Genomic DNA, 13,888 nt, shown 5'->3' with positions numbered 1-13,888 from the left:
AGCCTGATGACCGACCGCATCGAGATCGCCGGATTGCGGATTGCCCGCGAGCTGCATGAGTTCGTGGCCAGGGAAGCGCTGCCGGGCACGGAGATCGAAGCGGACGCCTTCTGGAACGGTTTTTCGGCCATTGTCCATGATCTGGCGCCGAAGAACCGGGCGCTGCTGGCAAAGCGCGACGCCATCCAGGAACAGATAGACGGCTGGTATCGCGACCATGGCGCACCCGTCGACATGGAGGCCTACAAGGGCTTTCTGAAAGAGATCGGCTACCTCGTTCCGGAAGGCCCGGCCTTCAGTGTCTCGACCAACAATGTCGACCCGGAAATCGCTGATGTTGCCGGACCGCAGCTGGTCGTGCCGGTGATGAATGCGCGCTATGCGCTCAACGCCGCCAATGCGCGCTGGGGTTCGCTCTACGACGCGCTCTACGGCACCGATGCCATCCCCGAAACGGATGGCGCCGAAAAGGGCAAAACCTTCAATCCGGCGCGCGGCGCCAAGGTCGTTGCCTGGACGAAGACCTTTCTCGACGAGGCTGCCCCGCTCACCCTAGGCAAATGGGCCGGCGTGAATGGTCTGTCGCTGGCGCAAGGCGCCCTGCGGCTGAGCGCCGGCGCCGGCTCGACGACGCTGGCCGACCCCAGGCAATTCGTCGGCTATCGTGGCGATGCCGCCAATCCCGATACCGTGCTGCTTGTGCGCAACGGCCTGCACATCGAGATCGTGATCGACCGCAACAACCAGATCGGCCGCACCGATCCGGCTGGCATCGCCGATGTCATCCTGGAATCGGCGCTGACCACCATCCAGGACTGCGAGGATTCGGTCGCGGCGGTGGATGCGCCAGACAAGGTCGTCGTCTACCGCAACTGGCTCGGCCTGATGAAGGGCGATCTGACGGAAGAGATCACCAAGGGCGGCAAGAGTTTTGTCCGCAAGCTCAATCCTGACCGCTCCTACACCGCGCCCGCCGGCGGCACGCTGACCGTGCCCGGCCTCTCGCTGATGCTGGTCAGGAATGTCGGCCACCTCATGACCAATCCGGCGATACTGGATCGCGACGGCAACGAGGTTCCGGAAGGCATCATGGATGCGGCGATGACGGCGCTGATCGCGCTGCACGATGTAGGGCCGAACGGCCGCCGCGCCAATTCCCGCGCCGGCTCGATGTATGTCGTGAAACCCAAGATGCATGGGCCCGACGAAGTCGCTTTCGCCGTCGAGATATTCGACCGCGTCGAAGCGCTGCTCGGCATGACTGAGAATACCATCAAGATGGGCATCATGGACGAGGAGCGGCGCACCACCGTCAACCTCAAGGAGGCGATCCGCGCCTCAAAAGAGCGTGTCGTGTTCATCAACACCGGCTTCCTCGACCGCACCGGCGACGAGATACACACCTCGATGGAAGCCGGCCCGATGATCCGCAAGGGCGACATGAAGCAGGCCGCCTGGATTTCCGCCTATGAGGCGTGGAATGTCGACATCGGGCTGGAATGCGGCTTGGCCGGCCACGCCCAGATCGGCAAGGGCATGTGGGCGATGCCCGATCTGATGGCGGCGATGCTGGTCGAGAAGATCGCCCACCCCAGGGCCGGCGCCAACACCGCCTGGGTGCCGTCGCCGACGGCGGCGACGCTGCACGCCACGCACTATCACAAGGTCGATGTCCATGCCGTGCAGGCGGCGCTGAAGAACCGGCCGAAGGCCAGGCTCGACGACATCCTGTCGGTGCCGGTCGCGGTGCGGCCGAACTGGTCGCCCGAAGACATCCAGAAGGAACTCGACAACAACGCCCAGGGCATTCTTGGCTATGTCGTGCGCTGGATCGACCAGGGCGTCGGCTGCTCGAAAGTGCCTGACATCAACGATGTCGGCCTGATGGAAGACCGCGCCACGCTGCGTATTTCCTCACAGCACATCGCCAACTGGCTGCACCACGGCGTGTGCAGCGAGGACCAGGTGATGGCGACGATGAAGCGCATGGCTGACATCGTCGACCGCCAGAACGAGGGCGACCCGCTTTACCAGCCGATGGCGGCCGACTTTGACAAGTCGATAGCCTTCCTCGCCGCCTGCGATCTCGTCTTCAAGGGCCGGGTCCAGCCCAACGGCTACACCGAGCCGGTGCTGCACGCGCGGCGGCTGGAACTGAAGGCGAAGCAGGGCTGAGCAGGCACAAACGGCGGATCGGTGGCGTGATTGCCGCCAACGGTGATCAGCCGCGTTTCTCTCAACCAGCGGCGCTGCTGTGAATGGGGCGGCGGGTTTTTCGGCCTGGCTTTCTCCGGAAGTGAGGCGTCAGGAAGCTGTATGGTCCAGGAGCCGGATGGTGGGATCTCGGCGGTGTTCGGAGTTGACCCGATCGACGCCTTCCACCGTAATCGCGATCGTCCCGTTTTCCACTCTTGCTATCCAGCCCTTCGCTTTCAGGTACCAGAGATGAAACTCGAGATGCTCTCGCGGACAGCCTGACAGGCGTTCGAGCTCCACATCTCCGATCCCGGGATTGCTGACGTCGTGCCGGCGCTTCGCATAAAGCAGCGACAGCAGCCTGGCCTGGATCACGACATCCCGCTCGACGCCCTTGGTGCTGCTGGCTTCCTCGGTCAGCTCGCGGCGAAGGCCGGCATGGTCCTTGTACGCGATGTCGTATTGAGCGCGTTTGACCGGATCCTTGAGCGTATTGTGGGCTTCCACGATTTCGCTGAAGCGGGCTTCATCGCCGGTTTCGCGATTGTCGGGATGATAGCGCATCGCAAAATAGCGAAATATGCGCTCCAGCGTTTCCGAGTTGGCGTTCGGGCTAACTTCCAAAACTTCGTAGTAGTCAATGAACATAGCGGGCTCCCCGACCGCAACCATATTCGCATTGTCTAAATAAGGAATGTCCGATGCAGAGACCAAGACTTTGGTCCGGCGTCGATGACGTCCACGCTTCTGGAAGAGGAAGAAAATGGCCGGCGCCCGCTCGGTGGGGGCCGTTGGGGACGCCGGCCAAGCGGACATTCAGGTCCGCCGCACCGTGGAGATGATCGATTCGCGGAGGCCGGGTTATGGCGTGATCGCGGAAGGCAATGTGGCGAGGTCGGTTTGTCGGGCGGCGAGTGACCTACGCCGCCTGCGCCATCCGCTCCGAGCTCATGCGGTAGGAGATCGCTTCGGCCAGATGGATTCGGCCGACGGTTTCGCTGGCGTCGAGATCGGCGAGCGTCCGCGCCACCTTCAGCACGCGGTGATAGGCGCGCGCCGAAAAGGCGAGCTTTTCGCTGGCGTCCTTGAGCAGCGACAGGCCGGCGGCGTCCGGCATGGCGATCTCCTCGATGACCGAGGGCGCGCAATGCGCGTTGGTGGTGGCGCGGGTGGCGCCGAGCCGCTCGAAACGTTCGCGCTGGATGGTGCGGGCGCGTGCCACACGCAGCGCCACATCGGCACTTTTCTCCGCCCGATCGGGCCGGATCAAGTCGCTAGCCGACACTGCGGGCACTTCGATCCTGAGATCGATGCGGTCGAGCAGCGGGCCCGAAATGCGCGCCTGGTAGTCGGTGCGGCAACGCTCGCCGCGCAGGCAGCGATAGCCCGGCTCGCCGGCCATGCCGCAGCGGCACGGGTTCATCGCCGCCACCAGCTGGATACGCGCCGGATAGGTGACGCGATGGTTGGCCCGCGCGATCATGCAGTCGCCGGTCTCCAGCGGCTGGCGCAGCGCATCGAGCGTCTGCGGCGTGAACTCGGGAAACTCGTCGAGAAACAGCACGCCGTGATGGGCAAGCGACACTTCACCCGGCCGTGCGCGGATGCCGCCGCCGACCATCGCCGCCATCGAAGCCGAGTGGTGCGGCGCGCGGAACGGCCGCCGGTCGGTCAGCTTGCCTTCGCCGAGCTCTCCCGCCACCGAGGCGATCATCGAGACTTCGAGCAATTCCTTCGGCGCCAGCGGCGGCAGGATCGACGGCAGCCGCTGCGCCAGCATCGATTTGCCGGATCCAGGCGGTCCGATCATAAGCAGATTATGACCGCCGGCCGCCGCCACCTCCAGCGCCCGCTTGGCGGTCTCCTGGCCCTTGATGTCGGCGAGGTCAGGCAGATCCAGCGCCGCGGCGTGCATACCGGCCTCGGGGCGCGACAGCACCTGCGTGCCACGAAAATGATTGGCGATGGCAATCAGGCTGCGCGGTGCCAGAATGTCGATATCCTTTCCAGCCCAGGCCGCTTCCGGCCCGCATGCGAACGGGCAGATCAGGCCCTTGCCCTCGGCATTGGCGGCGATCGCCGCCGGCAAGGAGCCGGCGACCGCGGCAATCGTGCCGTCGAGTGACAATTCTCCAAGCACGACATAGCCAGCCAGCATGTCGCCCGGAATGGCGCCCAGCGCGGCCATTAGGCCGAGTGCGATCGGCAGGTCGTAGTGGCTGCCTTCCTTCGGCAGGTCGGCCGGCGCCAGATTGACAGTCACCTTCTTCGACGGCATCGACAGGCCAGAAGCATGCAGTGCGGCCTGCACCCGCTCGCGGCTTTCGGCCACCGCCTTGTCGCCCAGGCCGACGATGTGCATGTTGACCTTGCCGGGCGCGATCATCACCTGCACGTCGACCGGCACGGCCTCGATGCCCTGGAAAGCGACCGTGCGAACCCGCGCCACCATCGTGCAACCCCAATTCAGGCTGGCCCCAGCCCTGCGTTCAGGCCAGGAACGGCCACCAGGGCAGACAATCACACTTCCACGGTCAAATCAAGAACATTACGGGAACGCATGACCGCCTGGGTTGCAGCCGAATTGGGCGCGGTTGCAAAAACGGAACATGGTTAAGACAAAATGAAACGGCTTACCCGCGCTTGCCCTCGACCGCGTCCCAGAACAGGCTGGCGATGTCAGCGCCGCCGAAGCGCTTGACCTCGCGCACGCCGGTCGGCGAGGTCACGTTGATCTCGGTCATGTAGTCGCCGATGACGTCGATACCGACCAGGATGAAGCCGCGCTCTTTCAGCGAGGGCCCGATGCGGGCGCAGATCTCGCGTTCGCGCTCCGTCAGTTCGGTCTTTTCGGCGCGGCCGCCGACATGCATGTTGGAGCGGGAATCATGTTCGGCCGGCACCCGGTTGATGGCGCCGACCGGCTCGCCGTCGATCAGGATGATGCGCTTGTCGCCCTTGCGCACGTCCTTGAGATAGCGCTGCACGATATAGGGTTCGCGGAACATCTGGCCGAACATTTCCAGCAGCGAGGCAAGGTTGCGGTCGGCCTCCAGCATGTGGAAGATACCGGCGCCGCCATTGCCGTACAGCGGCTTGATGATGATGTCGCCGAACTCCTTGCGGAAGGCGGCAACTTCGAGTGGATCCTTGGTGATCAGCGTGTCCGGCATCAGGTCGGCAAATTCGGTGACGAAGATCTTTTCGGGGCTGTTGCGCACCCAGGCCGGGTCGTTGACCACGAGCGTTTTCGGATGGATGCGCTCCAGGATGTGCGTGGTGGTGATGTAGTTCATGTCGAAGGGTGGATCCTGGCGCAGCAGCACGACATCCATCTCCGACAGATCGGTGCGCACCTTCTCGCCCAGCGAATAGTGGCTGCCCTTCTCGTCGCGCACCTGCATTTCCTCGATGCGGGCAAACACCTTGCCGTCGCGCAACGACAGCCGATCCGGCGTGTAGTGGAACAGCTCATGGCCACGCCGCTGCGCTTCCAGCGACAGCGCGAACGAGGTGTCACCGGCGATCGACACGGTGGAGATGTGGTCCATCTGGACGGCGATTTTCAGCTTCATGGCGGGTCTCCGGAGGCTCGGATGGACGACTGTCTTGCCTGTACAGGCTCACTGCCCGTCTGCCAATCGCGACATTCCTAGGATTGGCATCCGACACCCGAATGCGTTGCTTTCATCGATCCTTCGAAACAGTCGCGATTGCCCGTGGAAAATCGATTTCGCGATACGTTTCCTAAAGGGTTTGCTGCCAGTCTGAAAATAAATTCCGACGTCACAAAACAGGGACACCGATGCAAACTTCGTTTGGCACCGGTCAGGCAAACAGGGAGAGCACGGATCTGGCATTCACAGATCCGTTGACCGGGCTTGGCAACCATCGCCGCTTCTTCGACAAGGTCGATCGCCTGATCGCCGACCGTGCCGACGATCCCGCGCCCTTTACCGTCGGCATTCTCGACCTCGACGGCTTCAAGCCGATCAACGATCTGTTCGGCCACAAGGCCGGCGATGACATCCTGATCCAAGTGGCGATGCGGCTGCGCGCCTCGATGGACGGCCATTCCACGGTCTGCCGCATCGGCGCCGACGAATTCGCCTTTCTCTATCCCCTGGTGTTCAGCGAGGATGCAGCGGCCGAAAAGTCCCGCATGCTGATCGAGATCCTGTCGGCGCCCTACGATGTCGGCGAACGCACCGCCAGGCTTTCGGCCTCGGTCGGCTGCTCGCTGTTCTATTCGGGCGACGAGACCACGGAAATCCTCATCAACAAGGCCGAGACGGCGCTCTATCACGCCAAGCGTTCCGGCCGTGGCCGCGTCGTCGTCTACACCCGTGAGATGGAAGAGGCGGCCAAGCGCGTCACCCGCATCGAACAGGCGCTGCGCCGTGCTGTCTCGGCCGGCGAGGTCGAGCCGCATTTCCAGCCCATCGTCGATCTCAACACGCGCCGCACCATCGGCTTCGAGACGCTGGCGCGCTGGACAGATCGCGACCTCGGCTCGGTGCCGCCGACCGTCTTCATTCCCATCGCCGAGGAGCGCGGCATCATCGGCCCGTTGTCGCAACTGGTGCTGCGCAAGGCGACCGAGGCCGCCAGAAGCTGGCCGAAGGACTTGTTCCTGTCGTTCAACCTGTCGCCCTCGCAGCTCGTCGACCAGAACACCGGCCTGCACATACTGGCAATCCTCGACCGCACCGGCTTCGATCCGCGCCGGCTGGAGATCGAGATCACCGAGACCGGCCTGATGAACGACCCGGCCTCTGCGGCGCAGATCGTCGAGGATCTGCGCCGCGTCGGCATCCGCGTCTCGCTCGACGATTTCGGCACCGGCCAGTCCTCGCTCGGCCGTCTGCGGGAATTCCATTTCGACAAGCTCAAGATCGATCGCGCCTTTGTCTCCTCCATTCTCGACGACAGGCCGTCGGAGCACATCATCCGCGCCATCCTCGCAATGTGCGAGGGGCTCGGCATGGATGTCGTCGCCGAAGGCATCGAGCAGGAAGCGCAGGCCGACCGCCTGGTCCAGTTCGGCTGTGCCGGCGGGCAAGGCTATCTGTTCGGCAAGCCCGTCGATGCCGACGCCACGCTCGGCTATCTCCGCGATTCCTTCCGCGGCGCCCTGCGCGCCAAGGCGATCTGACCGGCGATCCTCCGCGATCCCCGACCCCAACGATGCCGCTGTGCGCACCCGGTGCGGCGCATTGTCGTTTTGTCTGACATAAGCCCTGAAATTTGGCGGTTCGCCCTTGCCCGCGCGCCTTGCGTGGCTAGGATGCGCGCCGGTCACGCTACAGCGCCGCGCGTCTTTCAAGACGCGCAAACGACGCTGTAGCTTTTAACGTTTGCGCATGATCCCTTTCCGAAAATCGATCCGATTTTCGGGGTCATCCGCTGGAGAGAACAGATATGATGCCATCGGCGCATTTTGCCGACCTCGAGGGGGCCTCGGTGCTGATCACCGGCGGCGGCTCCGGGATAGGTGCTGCACTGACCGAGGGTTTTGTGCGCCAGGGCGCCAATGTCGCCTTCATCGACATCGCCGACGGCCCGAGCATGGCCCTTACCGACCGCATCGAAAAAACGTTCGGCAAGAGGCCGCTCTATCTCAGGACCGATCTGCGCGACGTCGAGGCCCTGCGGGCGTCGGCGGCCAAGGCGGCCGAGGCGCATGGCGATGTCACCGTCCTGGTCAACAATGCGGCCTGGGATGAACGCCACGCCGTCGAGGATGTGACGGTCGAGTTCTGGGACAACAACCAAGCCATTAATCTGCGGCCGCATTTCTTCACCGCGCAGGCGGTGGCGCCGGGCATGAAGCGGGCCGGCGGCGGCTCGATCATCAACTTCACCTCGACATCCTATCTGATCAACCACCCCGACATGCCGTCCTACACGGCCGCCAAGGCCGGCATCCTGGGTCTGACCAAGGGACTGGCCGGCAAGCTCGGTGTGGACGGCATCCGCGTCAACGCCATTGCGCCCGGCTGGGTGATCACCGAGCGGCAGAAGGAGCTCTGGGTGACCGAACAGGGGCTTGCCGCCCATGTCGCCAAGCAATGTATCAAGCAGGTGATGCAGCCCGACGACATCGTCGGCACCGTGCTGTTCCTCGCCTCGGACGCCTCGCGCATGCTGACCGCGCAGATGCTGGTCGTCGATGGAGGTTTCCTGTGAACCCAGCCGGCAATGCACCGGCGGTCGCGGCCGTCGACTGGGGCACGACCCGCATGCGGGTCTGGCTGATCGACGGGCAAGGCAAGGTGCTTGCCGAACGCCGTGGCGACGATGGCCTGATCACCGCCCAGCAAAAGGGCTTTTCGACCATCCTCGAAGGGCATCTGGCGGCGATGGGAGCACCAGCGGCGCTGCCCGTCATCATCTGCGGCATGGCCGGATCCCGCCAAGGCTGGCTGGAAGCGCCCTATGTCACCGTGCCGGCGCCGCTTAGCGCCATCCTTGCTGGTGCTGCCAGCGTGCCCGGCCAGAGCCGCGACATCCGCATCGTTCCGGGTCTTGCCCAGCGGCTGGCCGATGCGCCCGACGTCATGCGCGGCGAGGAAACCCAGCTTGCCGGCGCCGGCCTGCCGGCCAAGGGGCGCCAACTGGTCTGCATGCCCGGCACCCATTCGAAATGGGTGCTGGTCGAGGATGGCGCGGTTGCCGGCTTCGGCACCTGGCCGACCGGTGAGCTGTTTTCCGTGCTTGCCGCGCATTCGATCCTGCGCCATTCGCTCGGCGAGCACCCCAAGCCCGTCACATCGGACAATCCGTTCTTCCGCCGCTGGTGCGAAACCGCATTGGGTGATGGCGGCGATGTCACCTCGCGGCTGTTTTCCATCCGCGCCGCCGGCCTGCTGCAGGATTTGAAAGCCGACGATGCCGCCGCCTGCCTGTCCGGCCTGTTGATCGGCGGCGAGATCGCCTCCGCCAGCCGCCGGCATGGCGCCGGCACGGAACCCGTGGTGCTGATTGCGTCCGGCGCGCTGGCCGCGCTCTACCAGGCCGCACTTGGTTTTGCCGGGCTTAAGGTCCGGACCGTCGATGCTGACGAGGCGGTGCGTGCCGGTCTCGTCGAGGCGGCGCGTGAGAACGGCATGATCGCCAGAATTGGAGCAGCCCGATGAGCCAGACCGCACCTTTCCCCAAGCTCAAGCGCGGCCTGGTTGCCATCCTTCGCGGGCTCAAGTCCACCGAGGCGATGGCCATGGGCCAGGCGCTGTTCGATGCCGGCATCGAGGCGATCGAAGTGCCGCTGAACTCCCCGCAACCGTTCTCGTCGATCGCCCGCATCGTCCAAGTGCTGCCGAAAACGGCGCTGGTCGGCGCCGGCACGGTGCTGACGCCGGCCGATGTCGATGGCTTGAACCAGGCCGGAGGGCGGCTGCTGGTTAGTCCCAACATCGATGCCGAGGTGATGGCGCGCGCCATGCATTACGGCATGGTGACGATGCCCGGCGTGTTCACGCCGACCGAAGCCTTCCTGGCGATCAAGCTCGGCGCCTCGGCGCTGAAATTCTTCCCGGCGAGCGTGCTGGGTGCCGGCGGCATTTCCGCGATGCGCGCCGTGTTGCCGGCGCAGACATTGGTCGGCGCCGTCGGCGGTGTCTCTGAAAAGGATTTTGCCGGCTACAAGGCTGCCGGCGTGACCGCCTTTGGACTGGGATCCAGCCTGTTCAAGCCTGGCATGGGCGTCGACGAGGTGGCCGCGCGTGCGCAAGCTGCCGTCGCGGCCTGGGATGCGGCGTTCGGAGAAGCAGGATGAGCGAAGCCATTGTTTCGGTTTTTTCCGATCACGTCTGCCAGCTCGGCGAGGGGCCGAGCTACGATCCCGCCACCGATACGCTCTACTGGTTCGACATCGTCAACGGCCAGCTTCTGGAGAAACGGCTGTCCGGCGGCGCGACCACCGCCCATGAGCTTGGCCAGATGGCGAGCGCCATCGCCGTCATCGACGACAAGCGCCAGCTGATCGCCGCCGAGACCGGCCTTTATGTCCGCGATGTCGCGACCGGCAAACTGACGCTGCACACGTCCGTCGAGGCCGACAATCCGGTCACGCGCTCCAACGATTCCCGGGTCCACCCCTGCGGCGCCTTGTGGATGGGCACCATGGGTAAGGGCGAGGAAAAAGGCGCGGGTTCGATCTACTGGTTTTTCAAGGGCGAACTGCGCCGCCTGTTTTCGGACATCACCGTCTCCAATTCGATCTGTTTTACCGAGGATGGCGCGATCGCTTACTACACCGATACCTCGACCGGGCTGCTGATGCGCGTCGCCTGCGACCCGGCGACAGGTCTGCCTGCAGGTGAGCCAAAGCTGTTCGTCGATCACCGCTCGGCCAAGGGCTATATTGACGGATCCGTGCTCGACCGCGACGGCATCCTGTGGAACGCCGTCTGGGGCGGCAGCGTCATCGAAGCCTACGGACCCGACGGCAAGCTCGTCCGCACGGTCGCCATGCCGGTGACGCAGCCATCCTGCCCGGCCTTTGTCGGCGCCAAGGCCGACCGGTTGGCGGTCACCTCCGCCTGGTCGGGCAAAGACGAGAAGCAGCGTCTGCTGGATCTCCAGGGCGGCATGACCTTTCTGCTCGATATTCCCGTCAACGGCCGCTTCGAGCCGCGCGTGCTGATCGCCTGAGCGAACTGGATTCTGCGGTCGGACGGTGCGTTGTCACGCAACCGCCCGCGCCGTGTCGGTTTCGCGAGAGCCGATTGTCTTCACCATGCGATGGTAGGCGATCCTACTGCCGGGGATCGTCATCTCATGCCCAGCCGCAAGCCGAAACTGATCCTCGTCCATGAGCCGGAAAAGGCCTGCCTGGACCGTCTGGTCGCCGACGGTCATGCACCGCAGCGCGCCGCGGAAATCGCGTCGTATTTGGCGCAGTCGACCGACCTCGCCCCCGAATTCGACATGCTTGGCCGTACCTGCCAGGCACGCGGCCTGTCGTTCACGCCGGTGGCGCTGGACGACGCCGCGAGCGTGCTCGCCGGCGAGCACCCCAGCACAACGCTGGTCTGGACGCTGACCGACGGCATCGCCTATTTTCGCGGCGGCGCGGCGCCCGCTCTGGCGCGATTGGGCGGTTTCAACACGATCGGCGCAGATGATGCGCTGCTCGCGCTCTGCCAGGACAAGTTCCGCTCCGGCGCCGTGCTCGGCGCACTCGGCCTGCCGGTGCCGCAGGCCGGGCTTGCGCGCGACGGCCAATGGCTGGTCGAGCCGCCGGCCTCGCCCGCCGGCTGGTTCGTCAAGCCCAACCGGCTCGGCGCCAAGATCGGCATCTGGCCGGATTCGCGCTGCAGCGACCTCGGCCACGCGCTGGAGCTCAGCCGGCGCGTGTTTTCGGCCTATCGCGATGATGTCGTCGTCCAGCCCTATGTCGCCGGCCGCAACGTGCGCGCCAGTTTCCTCGGCCTGGTGCCAGGTGCCGGGGTCGAAGCGCTTGGCGTGGCCTTTGTCGATTCAGGCGCCGATTTCCAGACCATGGCGGACAGCTTGGCGCTCTACGGCGACACTGGCGAGGCAGCGAAAGCGGCTGGACAGTATGCCCAACCGGAACTCGTCGCGGTTGCCGACAGCCAACCGGCCGCCGACGCCACGATACGTGCGATCGCCGGGCGGCTGATGAGCGGGCTCGGCCTGCGCGATGTGTTTTCCATCGATCTCAGGGTCGAGGCCGACGACACCGTCCACCTCATCGAGTTCGAGGTCTGCCCCGGCCTGCCCTGCTTCGATTTTCGCGCCTATTGCCGCCAGCAATGGGGCCTCGAGCTGGCCGACGCCATGGCCGAAACCGCGGCCAGCCGGCTGATCGGTGTCGACCGATAGCTGCGCGCCTTGTGTCGGCGGGCTAACCAGCAGACGCTACCCGCCAGGCATTCGCTCGACCGCCTGCAAGGACGGGTCCATCTTGTCCCAGGCATGGCCGTGGCTTGTGTAGGTCACCATCTGCGGGCTGAATTGTTCCGGATCGTCGAGGCTGGCCGCGTGGACCGCTATAAATTCGGGCATGGCGACGGATATCAGAAACACCGGCGTTCCGCAGGTTGGACAGAAGGTATGGATTTTTTCATTGCCGCTGGCGCCCGCCACGCGCCAGGTGCTCACTTCCCCGGTGATGGCCATATCGGCGCGCTGGCCGAAGGTCAGGTAGGATCCGTGGCCGGTGCCTGAGCGCTTCTGGCAATCGCTGCACTGGCAGTGGTTCTGGAAGATCGGCTCGTCATTGGTTTCGTAACGGATCGCGCCGCATGCGCAGCCGCCGGTAAAGCGTTTGGTCATTGCCATTCTCCACGGGTCTGATTCTGCTTGAGGTCGCAACATCAGGCCGATTTCGGCTTGGCGAAAATGTCGATGCCGCTGCCGGTTTCGAGGAAGGATTTCAGGCTGGACAGCACCGCCGGCCAGCCCTGGCTGACGCCTTTCGCCATGCCGCTGCCGGCCTCGAGTTCGTCATGGCTGACGGTCAGCCGCACCATGGTGTCGTATTCCTCGATGGCGAACGTCACCCGGCTGGTTTTCGACGGATCGTCCGCCTGCGAAGCGTTCGCCCAGGTGATGACGAGGCGGGTCGGCGGCGAAATCTCGACGACATTGCCGACGAGTTCGACGGTCCGTTCGTCATTGGCGCGGATATGTTCCCATTTCGAGCCCGGCGTCCATTCGGAGACGTTCTCGTGACCCCAGTAGCGCTTCGCGATCTCGGGCTTGATTATGGCCTCGAACACCTTCTGCGGCGTCGAGCGGATATAGGTCACGTAGACAAAGCTGGTCGTTTCCCTGGTCATTGGTCTTCTCCTTCGAGTTCTTGCTTCAGGTCGTGCAACAGGCTGAGCCGCTGCCGTTCGAATTTCCGCACCCAGCGCTCGTAGACTTCGTGCAGCGGCACGGGATTGATGAAATGCAGCTTTTCGCGGCCGCGCTTGACCGTGCTCACCAGATTGGCCGCCTCCAGCAGGTCGAGGTGCTGGGTGGCGGATTGCCTGGCCATGTCCAAATGGTCGCAAAGCTGGCCGAGTGTCTGCCCGTTCTGCTCGCACAGAAGGTCAAGCAGCCTTCTGCGTGTCGGATCGCCCAGCGCTTTGAAAACCTTGTCGGCGTCCATCTGCCTCACTCTGTTGTAAGGCATAATATGCAGGTAAATACCTGCATGTCAACCGGCAATCCGACCCGCATCGCAAGACTGGATGCGGCTATTCGGACTCGGACATTGATTGCGCGATGGGCCGCCCCGGCCATGTACCTGATGTCGGAGCCCTGCTTAGCGGCGCCAAACTGCGGACGTAAATCTGCAGGATTTCGTCTGAAGTCCTGCTACTAGCGCTGCAGCAGGGATTTGACAGGATGCCTATCGACGGCCGAGATTTCATCGTTCGTTGGTGGACCATCCTAAGCGTTCGAGATTGGCCGAAGCCTCCCAACTTCGTCATCCTAGGGCGAAGCAGGAGCGAAGCTCCGTCGCGGAGACCCTGGGATCCATGCCGCGACCTTGGCCGAAGAATGCAGCGGAGCAGAATTCTACACCGCTGCAACGCTTTGAAGTCGCGGCATGGCAACTGTGTTCATGCGAAAGCTTTTTTATCACGGATGATGGCGTTTAGGACGACGAGGAGCTTCCTTGCGACGGCGATGATAGCCTTCTTCTTTGACGCTGAGCGAGCTGCGATGGCGC

Annotated in this window: 13 protein-coding genes; 7 read left to right on the top strand and 6 right to left on the bottom strand. The window is 64.2% G+C overall.

Features of this window, described 5'->3' with window-relative positions:
* Window positions 1-6 precede the first annotated feature (6 nt).
* Complete coding sequence (locus EOA13_RS29360; protein WP_127296987.1) at window positions 7-2,175, top strand: malate synthase G; 2,169 nt, start codon at window positions 7-9, stop codon at window positions 2,173-2,175.
* A 129-nt stretch (window positions 2,176-2,304) separates the two neighbouring features.
* Here EOA13_RS29360 and EOA13_RS29355 read toward each other — a convergent pair whose 3' ends face one another.
* The 3 genes from EOA13_RS29355 to gshB form a co-directional block, all read right to left on the bottom strand.
* Window positions 2,305-2,844, bottom strand: a complete 540-nt coding sequence (locus EOA13_RS29355; protein ID WP_127296986.1) for a J domain-containing protein — start codon at window positions 2,842-2,844, stop codon at window positions 2,305-2,307.
* A gap of 271 nt (window positions 2,845-3,115) precedes the next feature.
* Window positions 3,116-4,648: a YifB family Mg chelatase-like AAA ATPase gene (locus EOA13_RS29350; RefSeq protein ID WP_127296985.1), complete on the bottom strand. Its 1,533-nt coding sequence runs from the start codon at window positions 4,646-4,648 to the stop codon at window positions 3,116-3,118.
* A 181-nt stretch (window positions 4,649-4,829) separates the two neighbouring features.
* Entirely contained in the window at window positions 4,830-5,771 is a 942-nt protein-coding gene (gene gshB / locus EOA13_RS29345; protein ID WP_127296984.1) for a glutathione synthase, read from the bottom strand.
* A 230-nt stretch (window positions 5,772-6,001) separates the two neighbouring features.
* Between gshB and EOA13_RS29340 the strand changes: the two genes are divergently transcribed.
* From EOA13_RS29340 to EOA13_RS29315, 6 genes are all read left to right on the top strand, one after another.
* Window positions 6,002-7,351: an EAL domain-containing protein gene (locus tag EOA13_RS29340; protein WP_023814197.1), complete on the top strand. Its 1,350-nt coding sequence runs from the start codon at window positions 6,002-6,004 to the stop codon at window positions 7,349-7,351.
* A 266-nt stretch (window positions 7,352-7,617) separates the two neighbouring features.
* Window positions 7,618-8,385 (top strand): SDR family oxidoreductase, encoded by a 768-nt coding sequence (locus EOA13_RS29335; protein WP_127296983.1) that lies wholly within the window; start codon window positions 7,618-7,620, stop codon window positions 8,383-8,385.
* Entirely contained in the window at window positions 8,382-9,335 is a 954-nt protein-coding gene (locus EOA13_RS29330) for a 2-dehydro-3-deoxygalactonokinase (protein WP_127296982.1), read from the top strand. Before EOA13_RS29335 ends, EOA13_RS29330 begins: the two co-directional genes overlap by 4 nt.
* The gene (locus EOA13_RS29325) at window positions 9,332-9,973 is read left to right on the top strand and encodes a 2-dehydro-3-deoxy-6-phosphogalactonate aldolase (protein ID WP_127296981.1); all 642 of its coding nucleotides are present in this window, start codon (window positions 9,332-9,334) and stop codon (window positions 9,971-9,973) included. Before EOA13_RS29330 ends, EOA13_RS29325 begins: the two co-directional genes overlap by 4 nt.
* Window positions 9,970-10,851, top strand: a complete 882-nt coding sequence (locus EOA13_RS29320; RefSeq protein WP_127296980.1) for an SMP-30/gluconolactonase/LRE family protein — start codon at window positions 9,970-9,972, stop codon at window positions 10,849-10,851. The genes EOA13_RS29325 and EOA13_RS29320 overlap by 4 nt, the downstream gene beginning before the upstream one ends.
* Before the next feature lie 126 nt (window positions 10,852-10,977).
* Window positions 10,978-12,045: a D-alanine:D-lactate ligase-like protein gene (locus EOA13_RS29315; protein ID WP_127296979.1), complete on the top strand. Its 1,068-nt coding sequence runs from the start codon at window positions 10,978-10,980 to the stop codon at window positions 12,043-12,045.
* A 36-nt stretch (window positions 12,046-12,081) separates the two neighbouring features.
* Here the strand turns inward: EOA13_RS29315 and EOA13_RS29310 are convergent, their stop codons facing one another.
* The 3 genes from EOA13_RS29310 to EOA13_RS29300 are packed head-to-tail and all read right to left on the bottom strand — an operon-like array spanning window position 12,082 to window position 13,321.
* Window positions 12,082-12,498 (bottom strand): GFA family protein, encoded by a 417-nt coding sequence (locus tag EOA13_RS29310; RefSeq protein ID WP_127296978.1) that lies wholly within the window; start codon window positions 12,496-12,498, stop codon window positions 12,082-12,084.
* A gap of 41 nt (window positions 12,499-12,539) precedes the next feature.
* Window positions 12,540-13,004 carry an SRPBCC family protein gene (locus EOA13_RS29305; RefSeq protein WP_127296977.1) on the bottom strand — a complete coding sequence of 155 codons (465 nt, stop codon included), beginning with the start codon at window positions 13,002-13,004 and terminating at the stop codon, window positions 12,540-12,542.
* A complete protein-coding gene (locus tag EOA13_RS29300; RefSeq protein WP_013528592.1) occupies window positions 13,001-13,321 on the bottom strand; it encodes a metalloregulator ArsR/SmtB family transcription factor in 321 nt (106 codons plus the stop codon). The genes EOA13_RS29305 and EOA13_RS29300 overlap by 4 nt, the downstream gene beginning before the upstream one ends.
* Window positions 13,322-13,888: the final 567 nt, after the last annotated feature.

The sequence above is a fragment of the Mesorhizobium sp. M7A.F.Ca.US.011.01.1.1 genome (assembly GCF_003998295.1).
Classification (GTDB): Bacteria; Pseudomonadota; Alphaproteobacteria; order Rhizobiales; family Rhizobiaceae; genus Mesorhizobium.
The sequence above is the reverse complement of the archived record's forward strand: the minus strand, read 5'-3'. Positions and strand labels throughout refer to the sequence as shown.

Excerpts from the sequence above, each read along its gene's own strand:
- EOA13_RS29305 (WP_127296977.1), bottom strand. The coding sequence starts at position 13,004 with ATGACCAGGGAAACGACCAGCTTTGTCTACGTGACCTATATCCGCTCG.
- gshB (WP_127296984.1), bottom strand. The coding sequence starts at position 5,771 with ATGAAGCTGAAAATCGCCGTCCAGATGGACCACATCTCCACCGTGTCG.
- EOA13_RS29340 (WP_023814197.1), top strand. The coding sequence starts at position 6,002 with ATGCAAACTTCGTTTGGCACCGGTCAGGCAAACAGGGAGAGCACGGAT.
- EOA13_RS29360 (WP_127296987.1), top strand. The coding sequence starts at position 7 with ATGACCGACCGCATCGAGATCGCCGGATTGCGGATTGCCCGCGAGCTG.
- EOA13_RS29310 (WP_127296978.1), bottom strand. The coding sequence starts at position 12,498 with ATGACCAAACGCTTTACCGGCGGCTGCGCATGCGGCGCGATCCGTTAC.
- EOA13_RS29320 (WP_127296980.1), top strand. The coding sequence starts at position 9,970 with ATGAGCGAAGCCATTGTTTCGGTTTTTTCCGATCACGTCTGCCAGCTC.
- EOA13_RS29335 (WP_127296983.1), top strand. The coding sequence starts at position 7,618 with ATGATGCCATCGGCGCATTTTGCCGACCTCGAGGGGGCCTCGGTGCTG.
- EOA13_RS29350 (WP_127296985.1), bottom strand. The coding sequence starts at position 4,648 with ATGGTGGCGCGGGTTCGCACGGTCGCTTTCCAGGGCATCGAGGCCGTG.
- EOA13_RS29315 (WP_127296979.1), top strand. The coding sequence starts at position 10,978 with ATGCCCAGCCGCAAGCCGAAACTGATCCTCGTCCATGAGCCGGAAAAG.
- EOA13_RS29300 (WP_013528592.1), bottom strand. The coding sequence starts at position 13,321 with ATGGACGCCGACAAGGTTTTCAAAGCGCTGGGCGATCCGACACGCAGA.
- EOA13_RS29355 (WP_127296986.1), bottom strand. The coding sequence starts at position 2,844 with ATGTTCATTGACTACTACGAAGTTTTGGAAGTTAGCCCGAACGCCAAC.
- EOA13_RS29325 (WP_127296981.1), top strand. The coding sequence starts at position 9,332 with ATGAGCCAGACCGCACCTTTCCCCAAGCTCAAGCGCGGCCTGGTTGCC.